This window comes from Tychonema sp. LEGE 07196 (genome assembly GCF_963890365.1).
Taxonomy (GTDB): domain Bacteria; phylum Cyanobacteriota; class Cyanobacteriia; order Cyanobacteriales; family Microcoleaceae; genus Microcoleus.
The window spans coordinates 40,208-67,058 of record NZ_CAWPRX010000116.1; the positions used below are offsets into that span (position 1 = coordinate 40,208).

General features: G+C 46.3%; 26 protein-coding genes. 12 read left to right on the forward strand and 14 right to left on the reverse strand.

Translation table 11 applies throughout. The features are described 5' to 3' along the window. The first annotated feature begins 39 nt into the window (after nucleotides 1–39). The gene (locus AACV78_RS14160) at nucleotides 40–507 is read left to right on the forward strand and encodes a regulatory protein RecX (protein WP_194008562.1); all 468 of its coding nucleotides are present in this window, start codon (nucleotides 40–42) and stop codon (nucleotides 505–507) included. 233 nt (nucleotides 508–740) lie between these two features. Here the strand turns inward: AACV78_RS14160 and AACV78_RS14165 are convergent, their stop codons facing one another. From AACV78_RS14165 to AACV78_RS14175, 3 genes are read right to left on the reverse strand one after another with little or no spacing between them, the layout of a single operon-like run. After that, entirely contained in the window at nucleotides 741–1,256 is a 516-nt protein-coding gene (locus tag AACV78_RS14165; protein WP_194008563.1) for a DUF4385 domain-containing protein, read from the reverse strand. Next, entirely contained in the window at nucleotides 1,253–1,678 is a 426-nt protein-coding gene (locus tag AACV78_RS14170; protein ID WP_194008564.1) for a DoxX family protein, read from the reverse strand. Before AACV78_RS14170 ends, AACV78_RS14165 begins: the two co-directional genes overlap by 4 nt. Nucleotides 1,679–1,691: 13 nt before the next feature. Beyond that, complete coding sequence (locus AACV78_RS14175; protein WP_194008565.1) at nucleotides 1,692–2,054, reverse strand: hypothetical protein; 363 nt, start codon at nucleotides 2,052–2,054, stop codon at nucleotides 1,692–1,694. Nucleotides 2,055–2,578: 524 nt separating this feature from the next. Here AACV78_RS14175 and AACV78_RS14180 point away from each other — a divergent pair. The 4 genes from AACV78_RS14180 to ureG all read left to right on the forward strand — a co-directional run bounded on the left by AACV78_RS14180 (nucleotide 2,579) and on the right by ureG (nucleotide 5,263). Then, nucleotides 2,579–3,070: a DUF4168 domain-containing protein gene (locus tag AACV78_RS14180; RefSeq protein WP_194008566.1), complete on the forward strand. Its 492-nt coding sequence runs from the start codon at nucleotides 2,579–2,581 to the stop codon at nucleotides 3,068–3,070. 256 nt (nucleotides 3,071–3,326) lie between these two features. Continuing rightward, nucleotides 3,327–3,764, forward strand: coding sequence for an urease accessory protein UreE (gene ureE / locus AACV78_RS14185; protein WP_194008567.1), 438 nt, complete (start codon nucleotides 3,327–3,329; stop codon nucleotides 3,762–3,764). 144 nt (nucleotides 3,765–3,908) lie between these two features. Then, nucleotides 3,909–4,622, forward strand: a complete 714-nt coding sequence (locus AACV78_RS14190) for an urease accessory UreF family protein (RefSeq protein WP_194008568.1) — start codon at nucleotides 3,909–3,911, stop codon at nucleotides 4,620–4,622. A 44-nt stretch (nucleotides 4,623–4,666) separates the two neighbouring features. After that, a complete protein-coding gene (gene ureG / locus AACV78_RS14195) occupies nucleotides 4,667–5,263 on the forward strand; it encodes an urease accessory protein UreG (protein ID WP_194008569.1) in 597 nt (198 codons plus the stop codon). 168 nt (nucleotides 5,264–5,431) lie between these two features. Here ureG and murG read toward each other — a convergent pair whose 3' ends face one another. Next, nucleotides 5,432–6,523 (reverse strand): undecaprenyldiphospho-muramoylpentapeptide beta-N-acetylglucosaminyltransferase, encoded by a 1,092-nt coding sequence (gene murG / locus AACV78_RS14200; protein ID WP_370528819.1) that lies wholly within the window; start codon nucleotides 6,521–6,523, stop codon nucleotides 5,432–5,434. 185 nt (nucleotides 6,524–6,708) lie between these two features. Between murG and AACV78_RS14205 the strand changes: the two genes are divergently transcribed. After that, nucleotides 6,709–7,656 (forward strand): nuclear transport factor 2 family protein, encoded by a 948-nt coding sequence (locus AACV78_RS14205; protein WP_194008570.1) that lies wholly within the window; start codon nucleotides 6,709–6,711, stop codon nucleotides 7,654–7,656. On the opposite strand, the gene AACV78_RS14210 is transcribed toward AACV78_RS14205, so the two are convergent. Continuing rightward, nucleotides 7,649–7,831, reverse strand: coding sequence for a hypothetical protein (locus tag AACV78_RS14210; RefSeq protein ID WP_194008571.1), 183 nt, complete (start codon nucleotides 7,829–7,831; stop codon nucleotides 7,649–7,651). The two genes, AACV78_RS14205 and AACV78_RS14210, sit on opposite strands and share 8 nt — an antisense overlap. Before the next feature lie 192 nt (nucleotides 7,832–8,023). Between AACV78_RS14210 and AACV78_RS14215 the strand changes: the two genes are divergently transcribed. After that, the gene (locus tag AACV78_RS14215) at nucleotides 8,024–8,812 is read left to right on the forward strand and encodes an SDR family oxidoreductase (RefSeq protein ID WP_194008572.1); all 789 of its coding nucleotides are present in this window, start codon (nucleotides 8,024–8,026) and stop codon (nucleotides 8,810–8,812) included. A 1,435-nt stretch (nucleotides 8,813–10,247) separates the two neighbouring features. Here the strand turns inward: AACV78_RS14215 and AACV78_RS14220 are convergent. Continuing rightward, entirely contained in the window at nucleotides 10,248–10,469 is a 222-nt protein-coding gene (locus tag AACV78_RS14220) for a hypothetical protein (protein ID WP_194008573.1), read from the reverse strand. After that, nucleotides 10,466–12,235, reverse strand: coding sequence for a S8 family peptidase (locus AACV78_RS14225; RefSeq protein ID WP_194008590.1), 1,770 nt, complete (start codon nucleotides 12,233–12,235; stop codon nucleotides 10,466–10,468). The genes AACV78_RS14220 and AACV78_RS14225 overlap by 4 nt, the downstream gene beginning before the upstream one ends. A 255-nt stretch (nucleotides 12,236–12,490) precedes the next feature. Between AACV78_RS14225 and AACV78_RS14230 the strand changes: the two genes are divergently transcribed. After that, on the forward strand, nucleotides 12,491–12,907 hold the full coding sequence (locus AACV78_RS14230) for a hypothetical protein (RefSeq protein WP_194008574.1): 417 nt from the start codon (nucleotides 12,491–12,493) through the stop codon (nucleotides 12,905–12,907). 493 nt (nucleotides 12,908–13,400) lie between these two features. Further along, on the forward strand, nucleotides 13,401–15,107 hold the full coding sequence (locus AACV78_RS14235) for a pentapeptide repeat-containing protein (protein ID WP_194008575.1): 1,707 nt from the start codon (nucleotides 13,401–13,403) through the stop codon (nucleotides 15,105–15,107). Nucleotides 15,108–15,181: 74 nt separating this feature from the next. Here AACV78_RS14235 and AACV78_RS14240 read toward each other — a convergent pair whose 3' ends face one another. From AACV78_RS14240 to AACV78_RS14255, 4 genes are all read right to left on the reverse strand, one after another. After that, nucleotides 15,182–17,308, reverse strand: a complete 2,127-nt coding sequence (locus AACV78_RS14240) for a HEAT repeat domain-containing protein (RefSeq protein ID WP_228042247.1) — start codon at nucleotides 17,306–17,308, stop codon at nucleotides 15,182–15,184. A gap of 219 nt (nucleotides 17,309–17,527) precedes the next feature. Continuing rightward, nucleotides 17,528–17,734, reverse strand: coding sequence for a Rieske (2Fe-2S) protein (locus tag AACV78_RS14245; RefSeq protein ID WP_194008576.1), 207 nt, complete (start codon nucleotides 17,732–17,734; stop codon nucleotides 17,528–17,530). A 66-nt stretch (nucleotides 17,735–17,800) separates the two neighbouring features. Then, nucleotides 17,801–18,589: an ABC transporter permease gene (locus tag AACV78_RS14250; RefSeq protein WP_194008577.1), complete on the reverse strand. Its 789-nt coding sequence runs from the start codon at nucleotides 18,587–18,589 to the stop codon at nucleotides 17,801–17,803. Nucleotides 18,590–18,833: 244 nt separating this feature from the next. Next, nucleotides 18,834–19,814, reverse strand: a complete 981-nt coding sequence (locus AACV78_RS14255; RefSeq protein ID WP_194008578.1) for an ABC transporter ATP-binding protein — start codon at nucleotides 19,812–19,814, stop codon at nucleotides 18,834–18,836. A 103-nt stretch (nucleotides 19,815–19,917) separates the two neighbouring features. Between AACV78_RS14255 and AACV78_RS14260 the strand changes: the two genes are divergently transcribed. Next, nucleotides 19,918–20,727, forward strand: coding sequence for a calcium-binding protein (locus tag AACV78_RS14260; RefSeq protein WP_194008579.1), 810 nt, complete (start codon nucleotides 19,918–19,920; stop codon nucleotides 20,725–20,727). Nucleotides 20,728–20,768: 41 nt separating this feature from the next. Here the strand turns inward: AACV78_RS14260 and AACV78_RS14265 are convergent, their stop codons facing one another. Then, on the reverse strand, nucleotides 20,769–21,803 hold the full coding sequence (locus AACV78_RS14265) for an NAD(P)-dependent alcohol dehydrogenase (RefSeq protein WP_228042248.1): 1,035 nt from the start codon (nucleotides 21,801–21,803) through the stop codon (nucleotides 20,769–20,771). A 463-nt stretch (nucleotides 21,804–22,266) separates the two neighbouring features. Further along, complete coding sequence (locus tag AACV78_RS14270; RefSeq protein WP_194008580.1) at nucleotides 22,267–23,061, reverse strand: SDR family NAD(P)-dependent oxidoreductase; 795 nt, start codon at nucleotides 23,059–23,061, stop codon at nucleotides 22,267–22,269. 286 nt (nucleotides 23,062–23,347) lie between these two features. Between AACV78_RS14270 and AACV78_RS14275 the strand changes: the two genes are divergently transcribed. After that, nucleotides 23,348–24,274, forward strand: coding sequence for a DMT family transporter (locus AACV78_RS14275; protein WP_194008581.1), 927 nt, complete (start codon nucleotides 23,348–23,350; stop codon nucleotides 24,272–24,274). Nucleotides 24,275–24,813: 539 nt separating this feature from the next. Then, nucleotides 24,814–25,668 (forward strand): Hpt domain-containing protein, encoded by an 855-nt coding sequence (locus AACV78_RS14280; protein ID WP_194008582.1) that lies wholly within the window; start codon nucleotides 24,814–24,816, stop codon nucleotides 25,666–25,668. Nucleotides 25,669–25,871: 203 nt separating this feature from the next. On the opposite strand, the gene AACV78_RS14285 is transcribed toward AACV78_RS14280, so the two are convergent. Beyond that, complete coding sequence (locus AACV78_RS14285; RefSeq protein ID WP_194008583.1) at nucleotides 25,872–26,282, reverse strand: hypothetical protein; 411 nt, start codon at nucleotides 26,280–26,282, stop codon at nucleotides 25,872–25,874. Between the last annotated feature and the right edge of the window lie 569 nt (nucleotides 26,283–26,851).

The following is a 26,851-nucleotide window of genomic DNA, read 5'->3' on the forward strand; positions in this document are numbered from 1 at the left end:
GTTACAGGAGTATTTGCGCGCCACCATGCGATTTAACTGATGAGCTGTCTTGACTATTTCTATTTTCTCTTGTCTCGCAAAGACTACAGTGCCTCTGAACTTCGCAAAAAGGGGCAAGAGAAAGGTTTTGGCAATGAGGAAATATTGGAGGCGATCGCGCAAATTCAAGACCGGGGCTATCAGTCTGACACTCGCTTGGTGGCAAACTCGATCGCAAGTGCTGCGGGCAAATACGGGAAATCCGCCATCAAGCGCAAGTGCCTGCAAAAAGGAATTACTAGCGATTTATTCGAGCAAGTCTGGGAAGAAGAATTTGCCGAAAATCAGGATTCAGAAGCCCAAAAACTGGCAGAATTAAAAGCCAAAGTCATGCGGAAATACAAGATCGACGCGATCGATCGAGTAGATCCAAAAACTAAGGGCAAAGTCTTGAACTACCTGCAATACAGGGGCTTTAATGCCTTTGAACTTTTGCGACAGTGGCAAACAGAAGAAGATGATGAGTAAATTGTAGGATCCGGTAAGTCAATTCGCCTCCGAGATAGGCAAGCACAACTGCATTGCTGCCCCGGAGGAGAAATGGTAATTTATAAGTAAGTTTTTGTAAGTTTATGCCCTATGGCGCCTGCTCAATTAACCGCAGGCGTTAACGGTTCGCGGCCGAAAGTCTGCAGCCTTCAAGCAGACTCGCATTCCGCACTGCGAACCTCGTTTTTTATGATAATCGACAGCATAGGATGTCAATCCTCAGACTTGCTGGAAGAAGATTCATACATCTGCCGGTGTCTGGCTAAAAGCAGGAGATATTTCTCATTGGTTTTGGCCAGCATCCATTTGTCTTTAAAAATGGCGGCGGATTCTGCTTTCACCGGATCTGCATCTAGGGGTAAAATATCTTGGCGAGCGGCGGTTTGCTCTGCAACAGACTCCATTTTTTGAGGGTTCTGCTTGTATTTTCGACCGCTTTTGTGGTTGGCGTAGCGGCGCGATCGAGTATACCCCATTTGCAAGAACTTGCGCGCCATGTCCGCTCCCACAAAATCTTCGCCATCGAGATACTCTAAAAATAACGAGTAAATTTTGCTGCTGGACTCCCTGGCAATTTCAGGAGTCTTAAATCTCCAGAAAGGCAGAATTTCTCCTTTGTAGGGTTCCACCAATAGCACTCCTTGTTCTCCTTTCCCCACCCGATAAAGTTCTGGGTGCTGTCGAAAGTCGATGTTCTTAAAATCCGCATGGTAGTCGAACTGCTTCATGGGGCGTTTTTTGTCGTATCTGGAATTATAGAAGCCCGTGGTTTACCTTCGTCTGGTTTGGTATAAACCCAGGCCCAAGCAATCAAAACGGCTTGAAAAGGCAGCCTGAACCAATACACTAATGGGTTGTCGGGAATCCCTTCTATGGGTATGCTGTTGACGGCTTGATTGATATTAGCTGGAAATACGGCAATAAACAAGGCAATTAACCCCCACGCCGCTGCTCTGCTGACTGGCGGAACTAACAGCCCAATCCCGCCCAAAATCTCGAAAAAACCGCTGATATAAACCAATGCTTCCGGGTAAGGAAGCTGGGGCGGCATGATTCTGATAAAGGGTGCGGGTACTGCAAAGTGCAGCACGCCTACGGTACTGATAGCTACTGCGAGGATGACTCGCCAAATTTCTTTTTGAGCTTTCATGGGAAATCGGTAATTAATAATTGTTAACTTGCGGCGAAAACGCTTGCAAAAATTCGCTGTTTGCGATCGATATGACAAGAAGGCTCAGGCACAAAAATCCCAGCCATCCGGGTTTTTCTAGTCTTGCCGGCGGCTGTAACAATCTTTGGTAGAAAAACTTGGTTTCTCGATAAGTCCGAGAAGTTTTCCCAGCCCGAAACTTGAGGAAGCGGGGCCGAATTGAAGGTTCGCAGGTGATGGCCGAAAACACATAGCGCGGGTTTTGATAACAAGATTTTAGTCTGTAGTTCCCGAATGCTGCCTCTGTCTTGGGGTAGTAATACCCTGTGCGATCGATATCGATTACGATAACAAACCAGGTTCGCGCGTGCGTCATATCGTTTCCGGTTGCATCCGAATAATAAAATCGAGTCAACAGCAGTCAACAGTCAACAGTCAACAGTCAGCAGTCAACAGTCAACAGTCAACAGTCATGAGGAGTGAAACCGGAATTGATATCATTCCCAATTCCCCAATCTAAAATCTAAAATCTAAAATCTAAAATCTAAAATCGTCTGATGGGCGATCGCACCTAAATACGAGTCATTTGTCAAGGAGTTTTATAATTATTTAATATTTGAGCTTTGAGAATTATTTGTAGAGGGAATTATGAAACGCACCGCAATTAAAATGACCGCCTAAATACTGTGTTCTCTCAACTTCTGGTGAGATGTTAGGATGGATCTAATGATCGAGTTTGCTAAAAAGTCGATCGCCCTAGCAACCGCGCAAATCCTTCTACTTGAATTAAAGATTGTTACGCTTGTCGGCAGGAACTTTTTCGCCACCACATGATTCACAAATATTGAGCCTCCCAGCGCTGTGTCATTTTTATTTACACGCAAGCAATCACCGACGACCATGAACACCTTAACCAACAACTCTAAATTTCGCCTAAACCCGATGCTACGGCAATCGCTGTTCTCCGTCATCATATCTGCAGCAGCTTTGGCTACCGGATGGGCCCCTGGCTTGTACGGACAATCTCCAAACCTCGTTTTCGGATCGGCAGCCCAAGCTCAAGCCATTAGCAACACCGAAATTACTAACTACGCTCGCGCTGTCTTGTCAATAGAACCCAGACGGGTACAAGCTTATCAGGAAATTAAAGGAATGGCTGGAGGTTCGGTGCCCAGAGTAGTGTGCAACGAAACTCAGGAAATTAACAGGCTGTCGGGAGGTGTTCGCGGCGTGGCTGTGAATTACTGCGACCAAGCTAAAAAAATTATTGAAAGCAATAACTTGACAGTTAGACGCTTCAACGAGCTCACTTTGCTGCAGCAAGCAAATCCGGCAGTCAAACAGCAAATTCAAGCCGAGCTGCTGCGGCTCCAACAAGCGGGAAATCAATAAACATCGAGTGTTTGAGTCTTTCTTCCTCTCCCGTTCTGTTGTTAGAGTTACTGGGCGTTATGCGAAAATAGTTAAGAAAGGGATCTCGCCTGTAATAAAGTGCTTGACAAAACGAGCCAAACATGGTATTCAAGGACGGGAGCGGTTCAGAGAGATGACAATTTTGCAACTCGCTGTCAGTCGCTATTAAAGATAAAAAAGATCTTCCTCAAAAACTAGATGTGAAGCGAGTTAAGTTGAGGAATAGAATAAAAAAATGCTAACTTTCACCAAACATTTGCCTGCAAATCCCGATGCTGCTGTCAGCTTTACTTTAGCGATGACAGCCGACGATCGCACTCGCAGCCGCCACCAATTCGAGACAGAAGGTGGGGAAAAACTGCACCTGAGTTTACCCAGAGGTACGGTATTGCGCGATCGAGATTTATTGCTGTCGGAAGACGGCAGCAGTTTGGTACTGGTAAGTGCAAAACCCGAACCGGTAATCACAGCGCGGGCCTCGACTAATTTGCTACTGCTGCGGGCGGCTTATCATTTAGGAAACCGTCACGTAGCTTTAGAAGTTACTGAGAATTATTTAAGGCTTTCTCCCGACTCTGTTTTGCAGGGAATGCTGGAAAAAATGGGTTTGGAAGTTATAGAGGAAATTGTACCGTTTCAGCCGGAAACGGGCGCTTACGGCCACAGCCATTAGGTATTGGGCATTGGGCCTAAAAGCATTGGGCCTAAAAGCATCGGGCCTAAAAGCATCGGACATTGCAAATAACAAATAACAAATAACAAATAACAAACAACAAATAACAAATAACAAATAACAAACAACAAATAACAAATAACAGTGAACAATCAACTTTTATGTTTGTTGCAGTTAGCTTTTGCGCCTGTGGGAGCTTATAGTTATTCTGAGGGAATTGAAAGTCTGGTAGCAGCAGGTGCGATCGACAGCGAGATGAGTTTGAGGAATTGGTTAGAAAATTCCCTGGAATTTGGAGCGGTGCGAGTAGAAGCTGCTGTGGCGATACGGGCTTTGAGGGCGGCAAAAATTGGGGATTTGAGGGCTTTGAGTTACTGGAATGCTTGGGCGACTGCTGCTAAGGAAAGTGAAGAGTTGCGCTTGCAAAGTTGGCAGATGGGACGGACTTTGACGCGGTTGTTGCTGGATTTGCGTGAAGCGAAGCTACCCCGCAGGGAATCGCCCGTTGTTTCTGATTTAACAACTATTGTAAAAGATTTGGTGGAAGTTGGCGGCAATCCGTGCAATTTTGCGATCGGCTTTGGGATAGCGGCGGCTTGTTGGCAGATTGAAGAGGAAGCCGCCGTGGTAGGATATTTGTACAGTTGGGCTGCAAATTTGGCGAGTGCGGGGGTGAAACTGATTCCTTTGGGTCAAACTGCTGGCCAGCAATTGTTGTTAGATTTGCATTCTCAAATTAACTCTACGGCGCGAGAAGTTTTAAGATTAGAAGATGATGATATTGCTAGTTGCAGTTGGGGATTGGGACTGGCTAGCATGGCCCATGAAACTCAGTACACTCGGTTGTTTCGCAGTTGAAAATTGGAAAATCTAAAATCTAAAATCTAAAATCTAAAATCGATATGAGTGCTTTTCGTGTAGGAATTGCTGGCCCGGTTGGTTCGGGAAAAACTGCTTTGCTTGATGCTTTGTGTAAGGCGCTGCGACAGCAGTACCAGATTGCTGTGGTTACTAATGATATCTATACTCAGGAAGATGCACAGTTTTTGGTTCGGAGTCAAGCTTTGGAGAGCGATCGAATTTTGGGCGTAGAAACCGGCGGCTGTCCCCATACAGCCATCCGCGAAGATGCTTCGATCAACTTGGTAGCTATAGAAGAGTTAGAACACAAATTTACTGATTTAGATTTAGTCTTTGTCGAAAGCGGCGGCGACAATTTGGCGGCAACTTTTAGCCCGGAGTTGGTAGATTTGACAATTTATGTAATCGATGTCGCTGCTGGGGACAAAATTCCGCGCAAGGGCGGGCCGGGAATTACTAAATCGGATTTATTGGTAATTAATAAGATAGACCTCGCGCCTTTTGTGGGTGCAGATTTGGGGGTGATGGAACGGGATGCTAAAAAGATGCGCGGGGAGAAACCTTTTGTTTTTACTAACTTGAAGACGAAGGATGGCTTAGCGTCGGTGGTTGATTTTGTGAAGCTGAATGTCGCCTAGGGCGAATTAATAACTGTTCGTAGTGATGACTTTATTCTTCTGATGATGCGAACTAAAGTTCTCACTACAAACCTATTTGATTGAGGTGGTTCTAGCGGAAATGACCTTATTGAGTTGGAGCGAGATTTTACCATTTAGCTTCATTAAAAAGAAGTCATTAAATTTGCGCTACCGACTCAACAATTCCCTGACCAAATTTGCCAAACGTTCCGTACTGTCTGTCACCGCTAAGTGAGCAGCAGCTTGAGACATTTTGGCCAAATATTCGGAATCTTTTAACAGATACAGCACTTTGCTTTGCAATACTTCTGCTGTGAGTTCGCTTTGACGGAATACTGCGGCGGCTCCTGATGCTGCAAATACTTCGGCATTAAATCTTTGGTGGTCGTCAGCGGCGTAAGGAAAAGGAATTAAAATAGAAGGTACTCCGGTAACAGCTAATTCTGTCAGAGCACTAGCGCCCGATCGACTAATTGCTATATTTGCTCGCTGCAACAAACTCGCCATATTGTCATAAAATGGCATTGACAAATATTGCTCGTGCTTCAAACTCTCAGCATCCGGGTCATTATTTCCGGTGAGGTGAACTACCCAAGCACCAGCCTCAAACCAAGCCGGTGCACACTCGCGCACTAATTGATTGACTGCGACAGCACCTTGAGAGCCGCCCATGACTAAAATCACAGGTACGCTGTCAGGAATTGGTAACTTTAGAGGTTGCGGCGTGAGGAATTGCGATCGCACCGGTGTACCAGCAACCACGGTTTTCGCGCGGGGTAAATGTTTGGCTGCTGCAGCAAATCCGATCGCCACAGCAGTGCAAAAAGGACTAAACCACCGCGTCACCTTTCCGGGAATTGCATTAGATTCGTGGAGAATCACCGGCAAACCCAAAGAGCGAGCCGCCAAAATTGCAGGTGCTGCGATGTAACCGCCGGTAGTAAACACTCCCTGAAAATTTCCTTCTTTGAGCAACTTTCGCACCTTAAGGATCGAGCCGAGCAGTCCGCCCAAAATACGCGCTGTACCGAGCCCAAATTGCTGCTGAAAGCCTTCTACGGCGATCGTGTGGAGGGGATAAAGCGATGAAACCAACTGCGTTTCCATGCGGTCTGGGACTCCCAGCCATTCGATGTGACAGTCGGCCAACTCGGCGGCGGTGGCGATCGCTGGAAATAAATGTCCTCCGGTACCGCTAGCTGCAACCAACAACCGCAGGGGGGCTTTTGTCAAGGTATTTGTCTCTTTTACAAGTTCCACAGGTCGATCGATTTTAGATTAGAGGTTTTAGATTATTATGCTTATTATTCCGGCAGTTTCAGCCAATTTTCAATCAGCCATCTAAAATTAGATTGTGCCATGTCCCTCCTTCCGTTGTCAGTTTTTGTTGCAGGCGAACAATTGTCCGTGCCGCGACCCCTGACAAATAACCAAAGTATCATCTAATGCGTAATTTGTTGAATTTAGTGCCAAGTGTATCTCAGTATTTTTGCAGCAGTCGGGACGAAAAAGCCGATCCTCTTCGTTGGCGCAGCCCCCGTAGGGGCGGGCTGCGCCAACGCCCGATCGTTTTTGGCTTTAACTGCGGGCTGTCGATCGCTCAAATGTTGTTATGTTTAACAGCGGTAAGTGCTGGCGTGCTGCATCCGACTGCTGTAAAAGCGATCGCGCCGATGGGGGCTACTCCCAGGGCGATCGTCCAAACCCCAGCCAATGCGCCCGCCCCCCTCACCAAACTGCTAACAGAAATTGACGCAGCAGCCAACCGGCGCGATGTCAAAGCAGTCATGGCATTTTACAGCGCAAATTTCACCGATTCTGACGGCTTAAACAGTCGCATCATGGAAAAAGCCCTCACCCAACTCTGGGATCGATATCCGAGTTTAAATTACCGCACCGATCTCAAATCTTGGAAAACCGAAGGTAGCGCCATTATCGCCGAAACCGTAACTACAATTACCGGCACTCAGAAAAAAGATGGAATCGACTTAAATCTCAAAGCTACCATCCGTTCTCAGCAGCGTTTTGAAGGTGAAAAAATAGTCAAGCAAGAGATTTTAGCAGAACAAACTGAGCTGACTTCTGGTAAAAATCCTCCCACAATTCAAGTGAGTTTTCCCGAACAAGTGAAAGTCGGGGAAGAGTACCATTTTGACGCCATTGTTCGAGAACCAATCGGCGACGATATTTTAATAGGAACTGTTTTGGATGAACCGATTAGCGAAAAAACATTGTTTAATCCGTCAGAAATAGACTTAGAGTTGCTGAATTCTGGGGGTATTTTTAAAGTAGGTAAAGCCCCGGCCACGCCAGAGAATCGCTGGATATCAGCAGTTTTGATGCGACAAGGCGGAATTGCCACGGTTAGCGTGCGCTTGCGGGTTGTCAAGTAATAAAAATAGGTGTTATGGGAATTGTTGAGTGTTGAGTGTTGAGTGTTGACTGTTGACTGTTGGCTGTTGGCTGTTGACTGTTGACAGGAAAGCAGTTGACAGTTAGCAGTTGGCTGTGAATATTAATGTTATTAGTTATTAGTAGCCCCAAGCGAGTAACTAAGCTGTCACGCATTTAAATTGTATATTCAGGGCGGGCGGGACATCCCACAAGATTTAGATATTTTTTGACATTCAATTTAACTGCCGCAATAACAAATAACCAATAACAAATAACCAATAACAAATAACAAATAACCAATAACCAATAACAAATAACCAAGAAACAATGACCAATAACCAATAACCAATAACCAATAACCAAAAAATGATTTCTATCCAAAATCAAATTGTTTTCATTACGGGTGCGAGTAGCGGTATCGGAGCGGCTTGTGCCCAGATATTTGCCAAAGGTGGAGCGAAACTAATTTTAGCAGCCCGCCGCGTTGAAAAGCTCGATCGACTAGCAAAGGAACTTGTAGAAACAAAATCCGTCGCGTCGATGAACGAGATTTACTTGCTAGAATTGGACGTGCGCGATCGCCCGCAAGTCGAATCGGCGATCGCTGCGCTTCCCGATGCCTGGAAAAACATCGATATTCTGATTAACAATGCCGGATTGAGCCGCGGTTTAGACAAACTGCACGAAGGCAACTTTCAAGATTGGGAAGAAATGATTGATACCAATGTGAAAGGCTTGCTTTACATGACTCGCTACATCGTACCGGGAATGGTCAGCCGTGGCCGCGGCCACGTAGTGAATATCGGCTCAATAGCAGGCCGCCAAGCTTACCCGAAAGGTAGTGTTTATTGTGCTTCCAAAGCAGCGGTGAGAGCGATTTCTGATGGGTTGAAACAAGACCTTTTGGGAACAGCGGTGCGAGTGACGGAAATAGAACCCGGTTTGGTGGAAACAGAATTTAGCAATGTCCGGTTTCACGGCGATGCAGAAAAAGCGAAGAATGTCTATCAAGGATTGACACCTTTGAAGGCGGATGATGTAGCCGATGTAGTATATTTTTGCGCCACGCGATCGCCCCACGTCAATATTAGCGAAATCTTGCTAGTTCCGACAGACCAAGCTAGTGCAACTCTGGTTCACCGCAAAGAAATTTGAATTTTTAGTGGCGACTGTCCGGATTGCGATGAAATTCTCAGAAAGCTTAGTTGGTAGATGCACCCTGATTAATTAACTCCCGACCAATTTTGGCCGGGTTTTTTTTGGCAAAATTTAGGTATAACAACAGCTAGCGACAGTTTTAGGGCTGAGTCATCGGGGCCGAGAAACCCGGTTTCTAGGAGTTTTGGGCTCTGTAACGAGAAATGTTGAAAGAAACCGGGTTTCTGAAATCATCAATTTTATGAAATTGTCCCGAAAGAGGTACGGTGCTACCGGAGACTAGATTAGTAGATGCACCCTGATTAATTAACTCCCGACCAATTTTGGCCGGGTTTTTTTTGGCAAAATTTAGCTATAACGACAGGTAGAGACAGTTTTAGGGCTGAGTCATCGGGGCTGAGAAACCCGGTTTCTACAAATTTTGGGCTAGGTGACGAGATTTAGGAAGAAACCGGGTTTCTGAAATCATTAATTTTCCGAAATTGTCCCGAAAGAGGTGCTGTCGGGTGGGAGATTAGATTAGTAGATGCACCCTGATTAATTAACTCCCGACCAATTTTGGCCGGGTTTTTTTTGGCAAAAATTAGGGATAACGACAGCTAACGACAGTTTTAGGGCTGACGTATGGGCCGAGAAACCGGGTTTCTCGGAGTTTTGGGCTTTGTGACGACATTTAGGAAGAAACCGGGTTTCTGAAATCATTAATTTTCCGAAACTGTCCGGAAAAAGGTGCTGTCGGGTGGGAGATTAGATTAGTAGATGCACCCTGATTAATTAACTCCCGACCAATTTTGGCCGGGTTTTTTTTGTAAAAAATTAGGTATAACGACAGCTAGCGAGAGTTTGATGGCTGACGTATGGGCCGAGAAACCCGGTTTCTAGGAGTTTTGGGCTTTGTGACAAGAAATGTTGAAAGAAACCGGGTTTCTGAAATCATTAATTTTCTGAAATTGTCCCAAAAGAGGTACGGTGCTACCGGAGACTAGATTAGTAGATGCAGCCTGATTAATTAACTCCCGACCAATTTTGGCCGGTTTTTTTTGTGTTAAGGCTGATGCTAAATAAATTTGAGGTTAATTTCCGGATTGTGGTGAAATTCTCAGAAAGCTTAGTTGGTAGATGCACCCTGATTAATTAACTCCCGACCAATTTTGGCCGGGGTTTTTTTGGCAAAATTTAGGTATAACGACAGCTAGCGACAGTTTTAGGGCTGAGTCATCGGGGCCGAGAAACCCGGTTTCTAGGAGTTTTGGGCTATGTGACAAGAAATGTTGAAAGAAACCGGGTTTCTGAAATCATCAATTTTCTGAAATTGTCCTGAAAGAGGTGCGGTGTTACCGGAGACTAGATTAGTAGATGCACCCTGATTAATAAACCCCAGCCAATGATGGCCGGGGTTTTTTTTGTTTGAAAGCTGGATTAGTCGATCGAGCTACAAGACTTCAAAAGACTGCACCTCAAGCACCGGGCCGATCATCGCAAAAGTCATGATATCCTTGCGGACTGTACCTTTGACACTGACTTTCAAACCATCTTTTTTCAAGTCAGAAGGAGCATCCTTAAGTTCATAAGTTTCTCCATTTTCGCCAACCAAAGCCCAGGTACCAGGGCCTAATCCTTGGCGTTCAATTTTGCCTTTGACTGTAATACTCATGCTGACTGCGCCTCTGTTTTAAGTGCTAAATGTGCCAATCCAAAACACAACAAAGCATTGACAATCAAGAATGTTTGTGCTACTAAACCAGTTCCCAATCCCCAAACGGCAGGAGAGATTACAGCATTCACTGCTAAACAGCTAGCAAAGCCGATCGAAGTTGCGATCGCAATCCACTTCCACTGTTGATGTCCCAACAGCAAAACAATCAAAATCCCCGGAATCAAAACACTAGCAAACAAAGGATTCAGCATATTGCTGCCGTTAATTGCACCGCCGAGTTCGGGAATAGAACTGCCCATGATTCTCATCGGCCACTGCGGCAAGTCAAATACAAACAAGTTGCGGAGGAAAAAGAATCCAGAACTTCCAGCCATCAAGCCGCCGGAAAAGCCCCAAGTCCACTGGAACGGAAAATAATTCCGCATAATGAAAGCCAGCAGGTAAGAACCGAGCACCATTGCAATTTTCGGCAACAGGGCGACTGCACCGCCGTCTATCCAGAAGCGGGGGCTGAGATAGCCGTTGTCGCGCAGCCAGCGGAAGAAGTCGCGGAAGTTGATTTGTCCGCGCTGGGCTAGCTGAACTGCAGCGCCTGCGTCTAGGTGTCCCGAACCAAAATGGTTTAAGGGGTCTTCTGTGACATTTCGCGAGGACTGCAAGAGTATGCTGCGAATTTGGTCTGGTTCTGTGACACCGGAGGCTTTGATCAGCGCTGCAACGCCGGCAACGTGGGGCGCAGCCATGCTGGTGCCTTGGTAGCCTTCAAAGATTTCGGCACCGGTTTCTGGGTCGATCGTACTTTGGAGAATTTTGCCTAGTTCAGAACCGCCGGGGGCTGAAATGTCAACACCCGCGCCGAAATTGGAATAATCGGCTTTTTCTTCGTTGGGGCCGAGGGCGGAAACGCCGATGACGTGGGGATAGCGGGCGGGATAGGATGCCGAACTGTCGCCGGAGTTGCCGGCGGCGGCGATGATGACAACGCCTTTAGAGTGGGCGTAGTCGATCGCTTCTTCCATTAACTGACTTTCGCCGCCGCCGCCTAAACTCATGTTGATGACATCAGCGCCGTTGTCTGCTGCAAATTTAATTGCTTCAGCAATGTCGGAAACTGTACCGCCGCCGCTGCCGCTTAATACTTTCAGCGGCATTAAAGCTGCTTCGTAAGCGATGCCCGCTACGCCGTAGTTGTTGTTAGTTGATTGGGCGACAGTACCTGCGACGTGAGTGCCGTGGCCGTTGTCATCGTAGGCTTCGGCGCGATCGTTTACAAAGTCGTAGCCCGGTACAAATTTGGTTTCTTTTAAGTCGGCGACGGGAGTAATGCCGGTATCAATTACCGCTACTGTTGTGCCGCTGCCTTTTGTTTCGTTCCAAGCCGATTCTACGTTGATGCTGCGGAGATTCCACTGCTTGGCATACATGGGGTCGTTGGGAATCTCGTAAGCGCTGTAAATGTAGTTCGGTTCAATGTATTCGGTATCTTTAGCCAACTTTGATTTTCTCAGGGCGTTTAGCAAAGTGCGATCGCCCTTGACAACATACACATTATCCTCTTTAGAAAACTCACTGTTGAGTTGCGGTGCGATTTGGTACAACTCGGCGAGTTCTTCTACTCGTTTTGCAACAAGAGGATTACCGATATCTTCGCGGAAATCCAGCACAATCGAGTCGTAGGTGCCTTGAGTAGCAAGTCCTGGGAAATTAGAAATTGCCCAGCCAAGCCCGATTAAAAATAAGCACAGAAAGAAAATTTTTTTCATTGCCGATCGTCCGTTGAGGGAAGGCTTGTTCACCACAATAACCGAATTTTCATCGCGATCGCCAGTTTTCTTAGTTGTGGCGGCGGTCAAACTCGCGGGCGGGCTTTTGGTATGTGGTGGCGGTGGCTACCCGCGCGATCGCAAATGGGTGTAATTTCTAGTTTAAATTGCCAAGCAAGTTTGAGTAGTTGAATAAATTGTATCATTAAAGCAGATGGCAAAGAAAACCGGGAGTATTTTTCACAAGGATATTGCATGGAAAGAGGTTTAATGTGGTTGCCGCTGCTAGCAATTTTTATTGGGCTGGCTTGGGCTGGATGGAACGAGTATCAAAAGTTAGAAGCCTATCGCGTCTGGGCGGAACAATTCGCCAAGGCCAAGTACGATATTTATGCTGTACTCGGTCAGCAAGAAGACTGTTTGACTTGGGGGAAACCTACTCGCAGCGGGCCTGTGAATTTGCAAACTTTTTCTTTGAAAAATGTGCAATCGCTCAGGTTGTTAGTTAACGGCGCTGTGGTAGATTTAGAGTCGCCGCCGAATTCGGGAAGTGCGATCGCCCTAGAATTTTTGTTGAAAGATGCTGCGGCGGTGCAGGTTCCTTTTACAGAAGTTCCTCTAGCGACTAAATGGGCAAAGTATTTGCAGGGAGAATTGCAGCGATTTCTCTAAAATCATCCTATTAGCCCAAATTAGGAATAACATAAATTTCGTGGTTCTAGCACAATCAAAATGGTTCGTCGTGAGGACTTGAGTCCGCAAACAATCAGAGGAATAAATTCTTAATTACTAACTTAAAAATGGTTCGTAGTGAGGAATGTATTTGGGAGCATCTCAGTTTGGCATTTGAGCGTGCGATCGTCCCCGAAGAGCGAGTATAATAGACGAGCCGCGAGTATAATAAGCGAGCGGGGAGTATAATAAGCGAGGGTGGACGCTCGCACTACCATAAAAATGCTTTTTGCAAAAGTAAAATGCTCCCATGTATTCTGCAATAAAATAGAAGAATAAATTCCCAACTCACAACCTAAAAATAGTTGGTAAAGAAAAATTTATTCCGCAATAAATTAGGGGAATAAATTCCTCGCTGCCAACGCGATAACAGTTATTTTATCAGACTAGAGATAGTTTTTTCATTCCTATTCCCCTTCCCCTTCCCCTCCGAATGCAAGTACAAGAATTTTTGCTGCGCTATCAAGAAGGAGAGCGCAACTTTGCTCACATTGACCTCAGCGGTGCTAGTTTAAGCGGTGTCAACCTGCGAGAAATAAACCTCACAGGTGCTAACTTGACCGGTGCTAATTTGAGCTGGTCTGTTTTGAGCAATGCTAAGTTAATTGGAGCTTGTTTGCGCCGCGCAGATATCCGCAATGCAGTGATGTCCGGGGCAAATTTGAGCGGGGCAAATTTGAGCGGGGCAAATGTGGCGAAAGCGGATTTGCGCCTTGCTTGTTTGGAAGGTGCAGAACTCAATTGGACGGTGCTTTCTGAAGCGGATTTGGGCGGTGCTAATCTTCAAAAAGTTAAATCTGACCAAATTAATTTGGAGAAAGCTAAACTCGACGGCGCACACTTGATGGGGGCGAAGTTGATGGAGGCGAATCTCAACCGCGCCAGTCTTGTTGGTGCTAATTTAACGGATGCTAATTTGCGGGAAGCGCATTTGGTGGAAGCAAATTTGCGATCGGCAATTTTGAGCGGTGTAAATTTGATTGAAGCTGATTTAAATGGTGCTCAAATGCGATCGGCAAATCTGGCGGGCGCTGACTTGCACCGAGCTGTGCTGGCGGGGGCGGATTTGACGGAGGCTGTGCTCGATAATGCTGATTTGAGTCGAGCTAATTTGGCTGGTGCTTATTTGTTGAAAGCGAGTTTTAAGAAGGCGCTTTTGCTGCGAGCTAACTTGCAAGGAGTGTATTTGCTGCGGGCGGATTTGAGCGAGGCTAATTTGCGCGGTGCTGATTTGCGGAAAGCTGATTTGAGTGGCGCTTATTTGATGGATGCGATGTTAGGTGAGGCGGATTTAAGAGAAGCTTGTTTGATTGAATGTCGTTTGATTCGGACGAGTTTGGAGGGGGCGCAGCTTACGGGTTGCTGTATTCAAAATTGGCAGGTTCAAGATGTGGATCTGTCAAAAGTTGACTGCGGGTATGTTTTTACTCAGTTTGATTATACTGCAAAAGTTGCGGCAAATCGCTTTCCGGCGGCTCGCGATTTTGAGTCTGGGGAATTGGGGCGGCAGAATCAAGAGGAAAGTTCTATTGTGGAGGTCTATTTTGCTGATTTTCCTAATTGGGAGGCTTTGGTGTTTACGGTGCGTCGGGTGGAGTTGGAGAGTTGGCAACTTCAGTTGAAAATTCAATTTTTTGAGTCTGCTGGAGAACAAAATTTACTGCGGCTGAGCGCTAACCGTTTGGTGAATGGCAAGATTTTGGCCGATCGCATTTTGGCGCTTTATCCAGATATGTTGGAAAAGGTTTTAGCCAAGCGGGCAGAAATTTGGGGTTTGCTGGATTTGGCTGTTGCTAGTAACAGTGTGGAGCCGCAGGAGCCAATTCAAAATGAAGTGTTGGTCAGAAAACAGGAAATCTACCAGCGAATGGTGCGTCAAATTTCGTTTATTTTGATGTCTCAAACACCGGATAAATTCTCTGAAAGTGTGCAGCGGCTGTTGGATTATTTGAAGCAGCAAGGTATTCCGACTATTCAGATTCAGAGGAAAGTCATCAGTCAGGCGATCGTGCAGCGGGCCAAGCAAGACTCTGGTTTTCGGGAACAGTTGATTTTGTGGGAAAAAACGGCGCCCGCGAGCGTTCGCGGCTCGATGATGGGGGAAGCGGTGCGGTATGCGATCGGGCTTTTGTCGGAATGAATTGAGTTTTTCTGGGAATAAATCGCGCGGCAAAATCAACATAAATCGCCGCAATTTCTGTCCCAGCTAACCACTTACCAGTCTTCGCTGCGTAGTCGGCGGCTCGCTAAAGCCCGCACTTGCTCGTCGGCGTCGGAAACTGCAAGCGATCGCACCAGAGGCAAAGTTTCCGCATTTTCGGGATAATGTTCGATAATTGCTTCTAGTGCCGTAAATCTGGGATTGTAAGCAAAAGAACCTGTTCTATCGTAGGAGTCAGTAAGAGCTCTCTGGCGCAAAAACTCAAACATTCCCGGCTCGTCTTTCCATCCCCGCATTAACTCTACCAGAGCGATCGCCCGCACCTGAGAATCTTCATCCTGCGCTGCCCGAATTTTCAGCCACTCAAAAGTTTGAGGCTCATTTGTCCGCCCGCGAGCTAACTTTTGCAAAGCGATTTGCCTGACAGCCGGACTCTCATCGCCCTCTGCTTTAGCCTCCAGCATCCTCCAAGTTTCAGCACCCGAAGGCCAGTTGCGAGCGAGTTCCTGCACCGCCACTTCCCGCACCTCCTCCTCCCCAGAATCAAGCTGAATTTTCACCCACAGCAAGGTTTCCGGCTCTTCGGGCCATTCCCGCGCTATTTCTCGCACCAGCACGCTCAGCAGGTGAGCGTCTCCCTCCGACTCCGCGAGTTTTTTGAGAAAAAGCAAAGTCTCGTCGCGGTGTCCCCAGCCTCTTGCTATCTGTTCCACCGCAGTTTCTCGGACGTTGAGGTGTCTGTCTGACTCGGCGAGATTTTTCAACCACTCAAAGACTTCGGGACTGGCTGACGGTAAGGTGGCTGCGGCTGCTACTACCACTTGGCGCACAGTCCAATAATCCTCTGAGGCCGCTATTTTTTGCAGCAGGGGCAATGTATCCGGGCTGTCGGGCCAACCTGCAGCAATCTGTTGCAGGGCTATTTCGCGCAGTTCGGCGTCGCGATCGCCCGCAGCTATATTTTGCAAAAAAGGCAGAGTTGCGGGGTTAGACGGCCAGCCAGAGGCAATTCCTTGGACTGCTGCCTGCCGGACGGTGGAACTCTGGTCGGACTCGGCGAGACTTTTGAGCAGCGGGTAAATCTCTGGTTGGGCCCGCCAGCGCGAAGCTAATTCTTCGATCGCTGCTGTCCGCACTTGTTCGCTGCTGTCGGATACGGCTAGGGTTTTCAGCAGCAGGCCAACTTCTGCCACGGCCTGCCAGCCCGCTGCCAACTCCCGCACAGCTAATGTTCGCAGGGTAGAAGTTCCTGTCTCGGTCAAGTTTTTGAGCAGGGAGAAAGTACCTAAAACGCTGTGCCAACCTCTGGCTATTTCTTGCCACGCTGCGACTCGCACTCCCAAATTTTCGTCGGATTCGGCGGCGGTTCTCAGCTGCAGTAAGGTATCTGTTCGATCGCGCCAACGACGGGCCAACAGTTCCAGCGCGCAGGTGCGGACGGTCGGACTGCGATCGAACTGAGCCAGGGCGGCCACCAGTTGCAAGGTATCCTTTTTATCGGGCCAACCCGCGACCATTTCTGCGATCGCAGCCGATCGCACTGCCCAACTTGTATCGAATTTAGCGAGTTTTTTGAGCATCAGGTAAATTTCTGGCTCGTCAGACCAACTGCGGGCTATGGCTTTGACTGCTGTGGCCCGGACTTCGCCGCTGTCGCTGGAGTGTGCGAGTATTTTCAGCCAGGGCAGGGTTTGCGGGTCGTTTTTCCAAGTTTGGGCGATCGCAGCGATCGATCGATCGCGAATTTGATAAGTTTCCTGCAATTCTTGAGCGTTTTGATAAAGAATCAGGAAAGCCGTGCCGTATTGTGATAGCTTTTTTAAAGCATTTAACAGTTTTTTTTCGGTGTTTTTATTGATGCCATTTTTGACTTTTAACAGGCATCCTGCTGCTAAAAACAAATTAATAAATTTTTCCGGTTGACCGTTTTGATCCGTCAAACATTCTATCAGTTCGCTCGCTGTTTCTCTATCTAATTTAGCTGCAATTTCTGTGAAAACTTCCTGCAAAGATTCGTCTCGCCAGTGCTGCTCGAAAACTTGTGTTTTGAGTTGAGTCCAAGTCAGTTGACCAGTTTTGAGTTGTGCGTCGATTAACTCTGCAACTGTCTGGGGATTATTTTCGCAAACAAGTTTTTTTAACAACATACCAATATCTTGTCCCCTAGAGTTTGTTTGCATTTAAAAAAGACTCGGCGGTTGACATCAGGTTTATACAGGCTTGAACCCTAAAAGAGCGGCTTGAAGAAAGGGCGATTAAAATTACCTTATTTTCTTTACACCGCAAAGGTGTTCGCCCTCGATGGCCCAAGCAAACGCAAGTTTGACGCTGGCGGGGTTTCAACCTTTTTCTGCTCCGTATTGTAGTATGCAGCCGATCGACTCTATTTTATACCACAATTATTTGCCCGCGTCGCGCCCCAATGCAAAAGCCGCCAGCACCCACAGAAATATTGGGTTTTGGCGGAGGGTGATCGAACAATTCAGGCGGTAATTGCTCAAATCATTAACTTGATAACCGTTTCCGACTCGCAACATCCCCACTTGTTTTGCAGCAACCAAAGCACAAACACCTGTATTAAGGGCGATCGTTGGATGCGATCGCACACCTACCCAAAACCATCGATATCTTACTGGGACGCACTCTACAATTTTTTAAATTTTAATGATTATTTAAGCTCCCATGCTGGAATACTGCTTCAAACCCTGCCGCCACAGCCAGCGATTCCACACAAAAAACACCGCACTCCAACCCAACATTACCAGTAAACCGCGGCCTACATCTACGGGCAATCCTATCAAGATTGCAGCGGGAAAATGAATCAAATAAGGAAACGGTGTCCACAAAACTACTTCGCGCACGGCTGGGGGAAACACTTCTAGCGGCGCGACAAGTCCCGATAAAAACAGGTACATTAAAAACCAGAATTGTTCGATCGCACTTGCCCTCTCGATCCAAAAAGCAAACAGCGCAAAGGTATACTGAATCAGGAACCGCAAACAAAAAGCGAAAACGAGAACCAACAAAAACAGTAAAAATCTGCCCAAACTCGGCAGCCAAAAAGACTGCGGGTAAAGTGCAAAAAATAGCAGCACTAATCCTAATACAAACGGTAGCCTCGCAAACCTTTCGGAAACATGAGATGCGAAGTGATGCCATACGGGATCGAGAGGCTGCAACAATCTATTAGATAACTTACCTTCCACGACTTCTTTTTCAAACTCCCAAATCACCCAAACCACATTAGTTTGTCTGACTATGAAAGCTGCTAAAAAGTAACGGGCAAAGTCGATCTGCTTCAGCCCAAATTCACCACTTTCGGCCGCTTGCATCCACACGCCCATCAAGATAAACGGCACAGCTCCCGACAGCGCCCACAAAAACAATTCCTCCCGGTATTCGAGCATATAAGCGTAGTAAGTGACGAGCAAAGTTTTAGCAATTTTAATGTTTTTTTTCATATTCATTCTCACTGAAATAATACTTAATTTAACTCAAGGAAAAAAGAAATAGGTAGAGATTCTTAATGTGCGTAGGCAGATTTTGGTAACGAGACACGAGCAGCGTAAAGAGGCTGGTAATAATAAATCACGATCCCAATAAATCCTCTTTCTTAAAAAAGAATTTGATGCTTTTTTTAACCATTAACAAAGAAAATATTTGACGGTTGTTGGCTCCCTTTGTCAAGGGAGATAGGAGTAATATCTACACTTTACCCGTGCGAAAAACTCGACCGATTACTTCTTCAATTGGCGGATCGGTAACACTCAAATCGATAACTTCTAATTCTGCTAAAATCTTCGACACGCTTACCGTCAGTTCCTCCCTTTTTACCAAAAACCGCACGGAATTACCTTCAATTGATTCTACCTCGCCGTAACCAAAAGCGCTATCTTTGGCCAAGGGTTCGGCTAATTTTACTTGAACTTCCCGATAAGGTGCAAACCTGTCGAGCAATCCGTCCAAACTACCATCATAAACTAATTGTCCTTCATGGATTAACAAAACGCGCTTGCACAAAGCAGTAATATCAGCCATGTAGTGACTTGTCAAAAGTACCGTTGCTTGATAGCGCTCGTTATATTCCCGGAGAAATTGCCTGACGCTAAACTGTGCGTTGATATCCAAACCTAAAGTCGGTTCATCTAAAAATAATACCTCCGGCTGGTGCAGCAAGGCAGCCATGAATTCTGCTTTCATGCGTTCGCCCAAAGATAGCTTTCGCACTGCTTGATTTAACTTGCCTTCTAGTGACAGCATTTCTGTCAATTCTCCGACTCGCCGCCGATAATCTGCATCGGAAATTCCATAGACAGCGGCGTTGATTCGCAGAGAATCGAGCACTGGTAAATCCCAAATTAACTGTTGTTTCTGCCCCATTACTAAGGTGATTTTTTGCAGAAAATCTGCTTGGCGGCGGAACGGAGTGCGATCGCACACTGTCACTGTACCATCAGAGGGATAAATCAAACCAGTCAGCATTTTCAGCGTCGTAGTTTTGCCCGCACCGTTAGCGCCGAGAAACCCCACCACTTCTCCGGGCTCAATACTGAAAGAAACGCTGTCAACTGCTTTGATGTTGCGGTAAGTGCGGTTAAAAAAGTGCTGGACTGTTCCCTTAAGTCCCGGTTGTTTAATCGCTACTGGATAAACTTTGCTTAAGTCTTGTACAAAAATAATTGGCATCGGCTTTAATTTTAACTTTTATTTTAATCTGCGATTTTGCGATCGGCTGTGCCAAGATGGAAATAATTGTCAGATATCCATTAATCACAAAAAATTTACAACTATGGTACTCACTCCCGATCGTTCACGCATCTCTCGTTTGGTAGGAGACAATTCTCCTGAAAATATTACACTTGTACCGGGACAACTTGCTAGTTTTTCTGGGGGAGTTTGGATGCTGGGCGGCAATGATACTGTAACAGGTTCATCAGATGCAGAACGGATTTTCGGCAACGATGGTAAGGACAGTCTGTCAGGCGGGCCCGGCAATGATTCTATTTACGGCGGCAAAGGTGATGACGACATTTTGGGAAAAAGTGGCAACGATGTTTTGACAGGGGATAGAAATAGCGATTTTATTGATGGCGGTGTGGGAAATGATTTGCTGCGCGGCGGTCAAGGTGTTGATTTGTTAGTTGGCGGTGATGGTAACGATACTTTAATTGGCGACAGAGATGTGGATATTTACAAAGGAGGTGCGGGGAGAGATGTTTTTGTTTTTCGAGTCGATCAAGCGGGAATGGGAGTAGGGGGAATAGAAGTTCCTGATGCAGTAATTGTGGACTTTGATAAGTCGAATGATTCCATCGGACTTAGTGTGGATTTTAGCACTACTCTTGTCTTCTTGGAACAGACAAGTTATAGCTTGGACGATCCGAGACTGCTGCTGCTAAATCCTGGAACTATAACGGGGGGAACGAATTTGTTAGCCAAGGGCGGTATCTCGCAGGAAAGTCTCGATCCAGACAGCAACGGGCGCGTGGAAGCTACTAATATTAGAATTGGTTCTAATCAGGCTTTGTTGGGTACTGTGTTGAATGTAACGCCTGCTGATTTAACCGGTCGTTTGATTAATGCTAGTTCTCTGCTGTAATTTGTAGATCAGGGGTGCGAATTACGCACCTTACTAAGGATCTAACTTACTGTCAAAACTGCGCGATAGCGCACTTTATTGTCGCGGACTTTCTGGATTGCTTCATTCGCTTGTGCGATCGCAAAAACTTCGACAATCGGCTCAATCCCAAACTTCTCTGAAACTGACAGCATTTCATGAATCAAAGCACGACCGCCGATCGGAGAAGCCGTAATTCGGCGGCGCTTCGCCAGCAGCGCAAATAACGGAATACTCAAAGGTTCGGCGGGAACTCCTACAAAAGCAAGGGTACCGTCAGAATCGAGAAAATCAATGTAGGGAACCCAATCCAAAGCAGCAGGAACAGTGCTCAACAAAATATCTAATTTACTGCTAGGCGGTTGAGGAACTTCGCCTTTTCCTACTACAATAGCTTCGTCCGCCCCCATTTTATGGGCAAATTCTGCCTTATCTTGGGAAGTAGTAAAAACTGTAACGCGGTTGCCTAATTTTTTAGCAAATTGCACGGCCAGATGTCCCAAACCGCCGATACCAAGAATGCCGATTTCTTGCCCAGAACTCATTCCCGCATTCCGCAAACCGCCGTAAACTGTAATTCCGCCACACAGCAGCGGGCCGGCTACTTTGGAATCGATGCCTTTGGGAATAGGAAAAGCAAAGCGGGAATCTACCATTAAATAATCGGCAAAACCGCCGGGCCCTGTAACAATTAATCCCTGGTTTTCATCGCAGAGATTTTCGTTACCGCGCAAGCAGTCGCGACAATGCAAGCAAGACGACCTTTGCCAGCCGACACCAACGCGATCGCCTACTTTTAAATGAGTCACTTGCGACCCTATTTCTGCCACTTCTCCGATAACTTCGTGACCGGGAACCAGGGGATATTTTGATTGACCCCAATCGTTGTCAATCATGTGTAAATCTGAGTGACAGATGCCACAATTTAACACTTTTATGAGACATTCGTGCACCTTGGGCGCTGCGACATCAAATTTGTATTCTTCAAGCAACCCGCCTGCTTTTTTGGCTGCTAATGCTGTGATTTGCATGGTGATATTGTCTAGTTTATTTGTCATTATAATAGTATTTGGTCTGGTTGAACCATCTATTTTTTTAGAAATTTAAATTTAATAACTAATATCAATTCCGGTTGCACTCCTCATGATGTTAACTGTTAACAGTCAACCCCTGAATTTACTATTTCGATGTAAAGAGGATTTGATATAAAAGTATCTGCCACACTCTTCTCTCCCGAAGCCGAGGGATAAAGAGAGGCTCTTTTTCGCTCCTGAAGCGCGATCGGGTTCTTCCTGGTGACAAGCACTTAGTTAGGATCGAAAACTTAATAACTTAAACACCTCCTACAGTCCTCTATCCTGTAAGTTGCCAGATAAAAGGAGGCTCTTCCTCACCTATTTGCATTGCCAAGCAGAGCCTGGTAAGGAGCAACAGTTAACAGTTAACAGTTAGCAGTCAACAGTCATTTGCTACTAATAACTAATAACTAATAACCAATAACCAATAACCAATTACTAATGACTAATTGCCCATAACTAATTGCATCAAACCGGGGAATAATCGATAGGCTTCCGATGCAAAGAAAGCTGGGCCGACGGTAAGTTCTGCACGCTGATTCTTCACAGCATCCCAGATTGCTTTAGCAATATCTTCCGGCTGAGAAGCCCAGTTAGATTTCAACATTTCGGTCATTTGTTGGCGGCGCAATTCGACTGCTGGTTCGTCTCGATCGCGAAATTGAGCTCTTTCCAAAAAATCGCTGTCGATCAAACCCGGATGTACGGCGCAAACGTGAATGCCTCGGGGCGCTAATTCCAATCGCAAAGTTTCTGTTAAACCGGTTACTGCATATTTGCTGGCGCAATAAGCGGTCATTTGAGGCAAGGGCATTTTGCCGCCTATGGAACCAATATTGACGATTGTACCCGTTTTGCGATCGAGAAAATGTGGTAAAAGTTCTTGAATTGTGTTAACGCAGCCCCAAAAATTGGTATTCATTAATTGCTGCCAATCTTCGGAGGTGGTTTGCTCGATCGCCCCCGCGAGACAAATCCCGGCATTATTCACCAAAACATCAATGTTTCCGCAAGTATCCAGGGCTTTTTGGACGATCGCCCGCACTTGTTGAATGTCGCCCACATCCCCCGCCATAGGGAAAGCGGAAGTGCCTTCACGCTGCACCTGAGCCGCTGCTGCTGCCAATCTCTCTGGCTCGCGAGCCACCATCACCACATCGTAACCTTTACTGGCAAATAACAGTGCCGTTGCTTTGCCGCTTCCTTGAGAAGCGCCTGTAATCAAAACTGTAGGAGCCATAGATAGTTATACTTTGTAAGTGGGGGTTTTGTTTGCTGCTGTATGGAAACTATAACAGATTTAAGGTTATTTTAGGCGCGCTCTACATTGATAGTTGTTTTTAAGTGTGGTAATTTTTAAGGATTGGCGATCGAGTTTTTTTTGAAGGAACCGCGAAGGCGCTAAGAACGCGAAGAAAGAGAGGAGAAGGTAAGATAAAATTAAAAGTTCTGATTGGCTGCACAGATTGGGATCTAGATTTTACTAATTACCAATTACCAATTCCCCATTACCAATTCTCGAAAAAATGAATTTTCCGAAACAACCGCAGAATTGGTCGATCGCCCTATTGTTAATTATCGGAGTTTTGGCAGTCTCAACTTCTTCGATTTTAATTCGGCTGGCGAACATGGAAGCAGGCGCGGGCGGCCTCGGTTTCAGTCTGATACTCGCCGCTTCTCGCTTGAGTTTGTCTTCCTTAATTCTGCTTCCGGCTTGGCAGAAAATTCAGTGGAACTCTTTGCAACCGGGAGCTCGGCGCTATGCTGCGGCGGCTGGTTTGTGTCTCGCCCTGCACTTTGCTCTCTGGATTACCTCACTTTCTTATACTTCGATTGCCGCTTCGACAGCCCTCGTCACCACAACTCCCGTTTGGATAGCGCTGTTGTCGCGCTTCTGGTTTGGCGAAAAACTCACCAAAATGTCGATCGCTGGCATTACTATAGCCCTTGCAGGGGGAATGGCGATCGCCCTGGGGAGTGCGGGCGCAGAAAGTGCCGGTAGCAGCAAACTCCTAGGCGATTTCCTGGCTCTGGCTGGTTCCTGGGTTGTCAGCTTGTACCTGCTGTTGGGGCGGGAAGCTCAGCGGCGGGGACTGGGAATTGGCGGTTATATCGCGATCGCCTATACTGTTGCTGCGATCGTCCTGCTGCCTCTCCCCCTCGCCTTGGGCACCCGTTATACCGATTATTCGCACATTGTATATTTTTATATTTTGTTGACGGCTGTCTTGCCTCAATTAATCGGTCACACCATTTTAAACTGGGCCGTAGTGCAAATTTCCCCAACTATAGTAACTCTTGCCGTATTGTTTGAACCGGTGGCGGCGAGTTTTTTGGGTTATTTGCTGTTTCGGGAAGTGCCCGCGTCGGCCGTACTCGCAGGTGCTGCGATACTGCTGTTTGGCGTAGCAACCGCTACAGTCGGAGCAAAAAAAAGCACAGTCAACAGTTAAGAATTCTCAGTCTTGCCACTACAATTGGCGTGAGTCAGAATAAAAAAGATTAGAGCTACAAAATACAAATAAGCGGGGAGCATATCAATGAGTTTCCACAGTTTACAGCAGACAGGTTGATAGTTACCTCGGACTTACGCGCCAGGAGATTGCCAGCGAGGGCAATTAATTTTTCATTTCCCTCCTACAAGGGCTTGTGATTAATCACATTTTGGATTTTTCGTTTACCGACTAGCTCGCATTGGGTTAAAAAAAACTAAAAAACCCAGAAAATGGGTTGGTTTTAACCGACTTACACGCCTGCTCTCTGGGAATAAATTCCCTGGCAGAATTGGTTGATAGTGCGGACTAAAATCCGCAATCCGGGAACGGAATTTAGTCTGCACTACGAACCTTTTTTGTTACGATCGTAGACCGAACATCCTATGACCAATGACGAATGACTAGCCTTCGACTTCGCGAGCAGCTAAAATGACTAATAACTAATGACTAATGACTAATGACTAATAATATTTGGGTGCATTTCGGAGAATAAAATTATGCTGCCAGAACAATTACAGCGCGTCATCGGCTACTTTCTCGAAGAAGCCACAGAACACATCCAAATCATCGAACAAGGCTTGCTTGGCCTGCAAAACACTGTCCAAGCTCCCCAAAGAATACACCAGCTCATCCGAGCCTCACACTCGCTCAAAGGGGGAGCTGCTATGCTCGGATTTAGCAGCATTCAGCGAATTTCCCATCGCTTGGAAGATTATTTAAAAGTGCTTAGAGAATGTCCGATCGCCGTTGATGACAGGCTGCAATCGCTGTTCACTGAAGTATCTGATATTTTAGCAGCCCTCGTGCACAAGGTTTCTAAAGTTTTTGGCCTCAACCACGAAGATGCAAACCAAATGCTCTCCCTCGCTGAACCGGTTTTTGACGAACTCGACGTTTATTTGAGAGTGCTGATTCCTACTCGCCTGACTGTGAGAGTTACTACCGACGAACACATTCACATTTTCTCCGGTTACTGCACGTCATTGGATGAATTTTCCTCCGCCATTGCGTCGCGCGTCGGTTTGCTCCGAGGTACTATTACTCGCCACGAGCAAGAAGGCGATGGCATTCGCCTTTATATTGACATTTACCTGCCTCCTTACACCAGGATCGAAAACATCCGCCAAGCTGTCGAACTCTCGGGCGCTATTATCGGGACTTTTCAGACTCAGCGAGACTTTTCGTTACTGGTGACGGATTATCCGCCTTACCAAAGTGCGATCGAGCCTCCCGCAATTTGCAACGGATGTCGCTACTATTACGGCAGAAGCGACGGCGGCCACGTGCTCAACTGCACGATCCATCCCGGCGGCCCGGAAGATGAAGATTGTCGCGATCGCGAACCAGAATAAGGGTTATAAAAATCAGATTGCGAACCAGGATTAGCCACCAAGGAATATTTTAGAAAAATCAATATTCTCCATCAAACTTTTGACATAGCTCGCTATCAAATTCTTCTTTCTTCCTGGTTAATACTATCCAATGCCAAGTTCTTCCTTATTCCTTCTTCCTAATGATGTTGTACGGAGAACTCGGAGGCTACAGCAAAACATGACTAATGACTAATGACTTCTTCCTTCTTACTTATTCCTTCTTCCTTCTTCCTTCTTCCTTCTTCTAAAATCCCCCTGAAAGCTGATATCGCAAATTTAATTAATTGCATCATGCTGGAAGGATGCGCCATTGCCCAGATATTGATAGTCAGACAAGCGAGCGCCATAGCTAGCAAGATGTATGTCGGAGGCATTACAACCCCGATCGCGAACCAGGTAAAAACGTGAAATAACATTGCTGCTGCCCAAAATTCAGCCACAACAGCAGATGCCCAAACTTGTATTCGAGGTCGGTTTAGTCCGATCAAAATCCCTGTTTGCAAAGTAGTCAGCAAGTTTGCCGGAACTAAAAAAGCACAGATACCTATGCAGTAGGTATAGGAAAACTCAGTAACTGTATTGAAGTCGAGCATTAGTCTAATTTTCGGGCCTGTTGGATATACTTAAAGAGCTTAACGCAACTTGACTTTCAGCTCCTGTCATCATTAGCTTAACTTAATATTTTCCTCCCAGGGCCGGTCGGAAGACACATCTCTCTCCCCCTTCCAGCGCGCCATATCTTACCACAAAATTAACTTTGTGGAAAATTATTAAAAGTTCTTGAAGAATAGCAATAAGTGCTGGCATAATTAACAGGGGGGATCGATCGCAACTGAAGAGCCAAGTCTGCAAAAATATCTAGAATGCCCGGGCCGGTAGAGCAGCAACACAACTGCTGGTTGATTTTTGACTAGATCGTTTTCGACTAGCGGACGATCGGATGATTCATTGCTAGGGTCAGTCAATGAATCGAGCCGTTACGCGATCGAACAAGATGAGATGATTGCAAAGCCCATTTTATAGCAACTACCAAGGTAACGCCGGACAAATTGTAGTAGGGGCTCGCCTCACAAACAAATCAATCCACCAGTCTAGAGATATCAACCCGCCCCCACGACTCAAATCTCAAATCTATAGAACCCTCTCAAAATTTTACAGAACC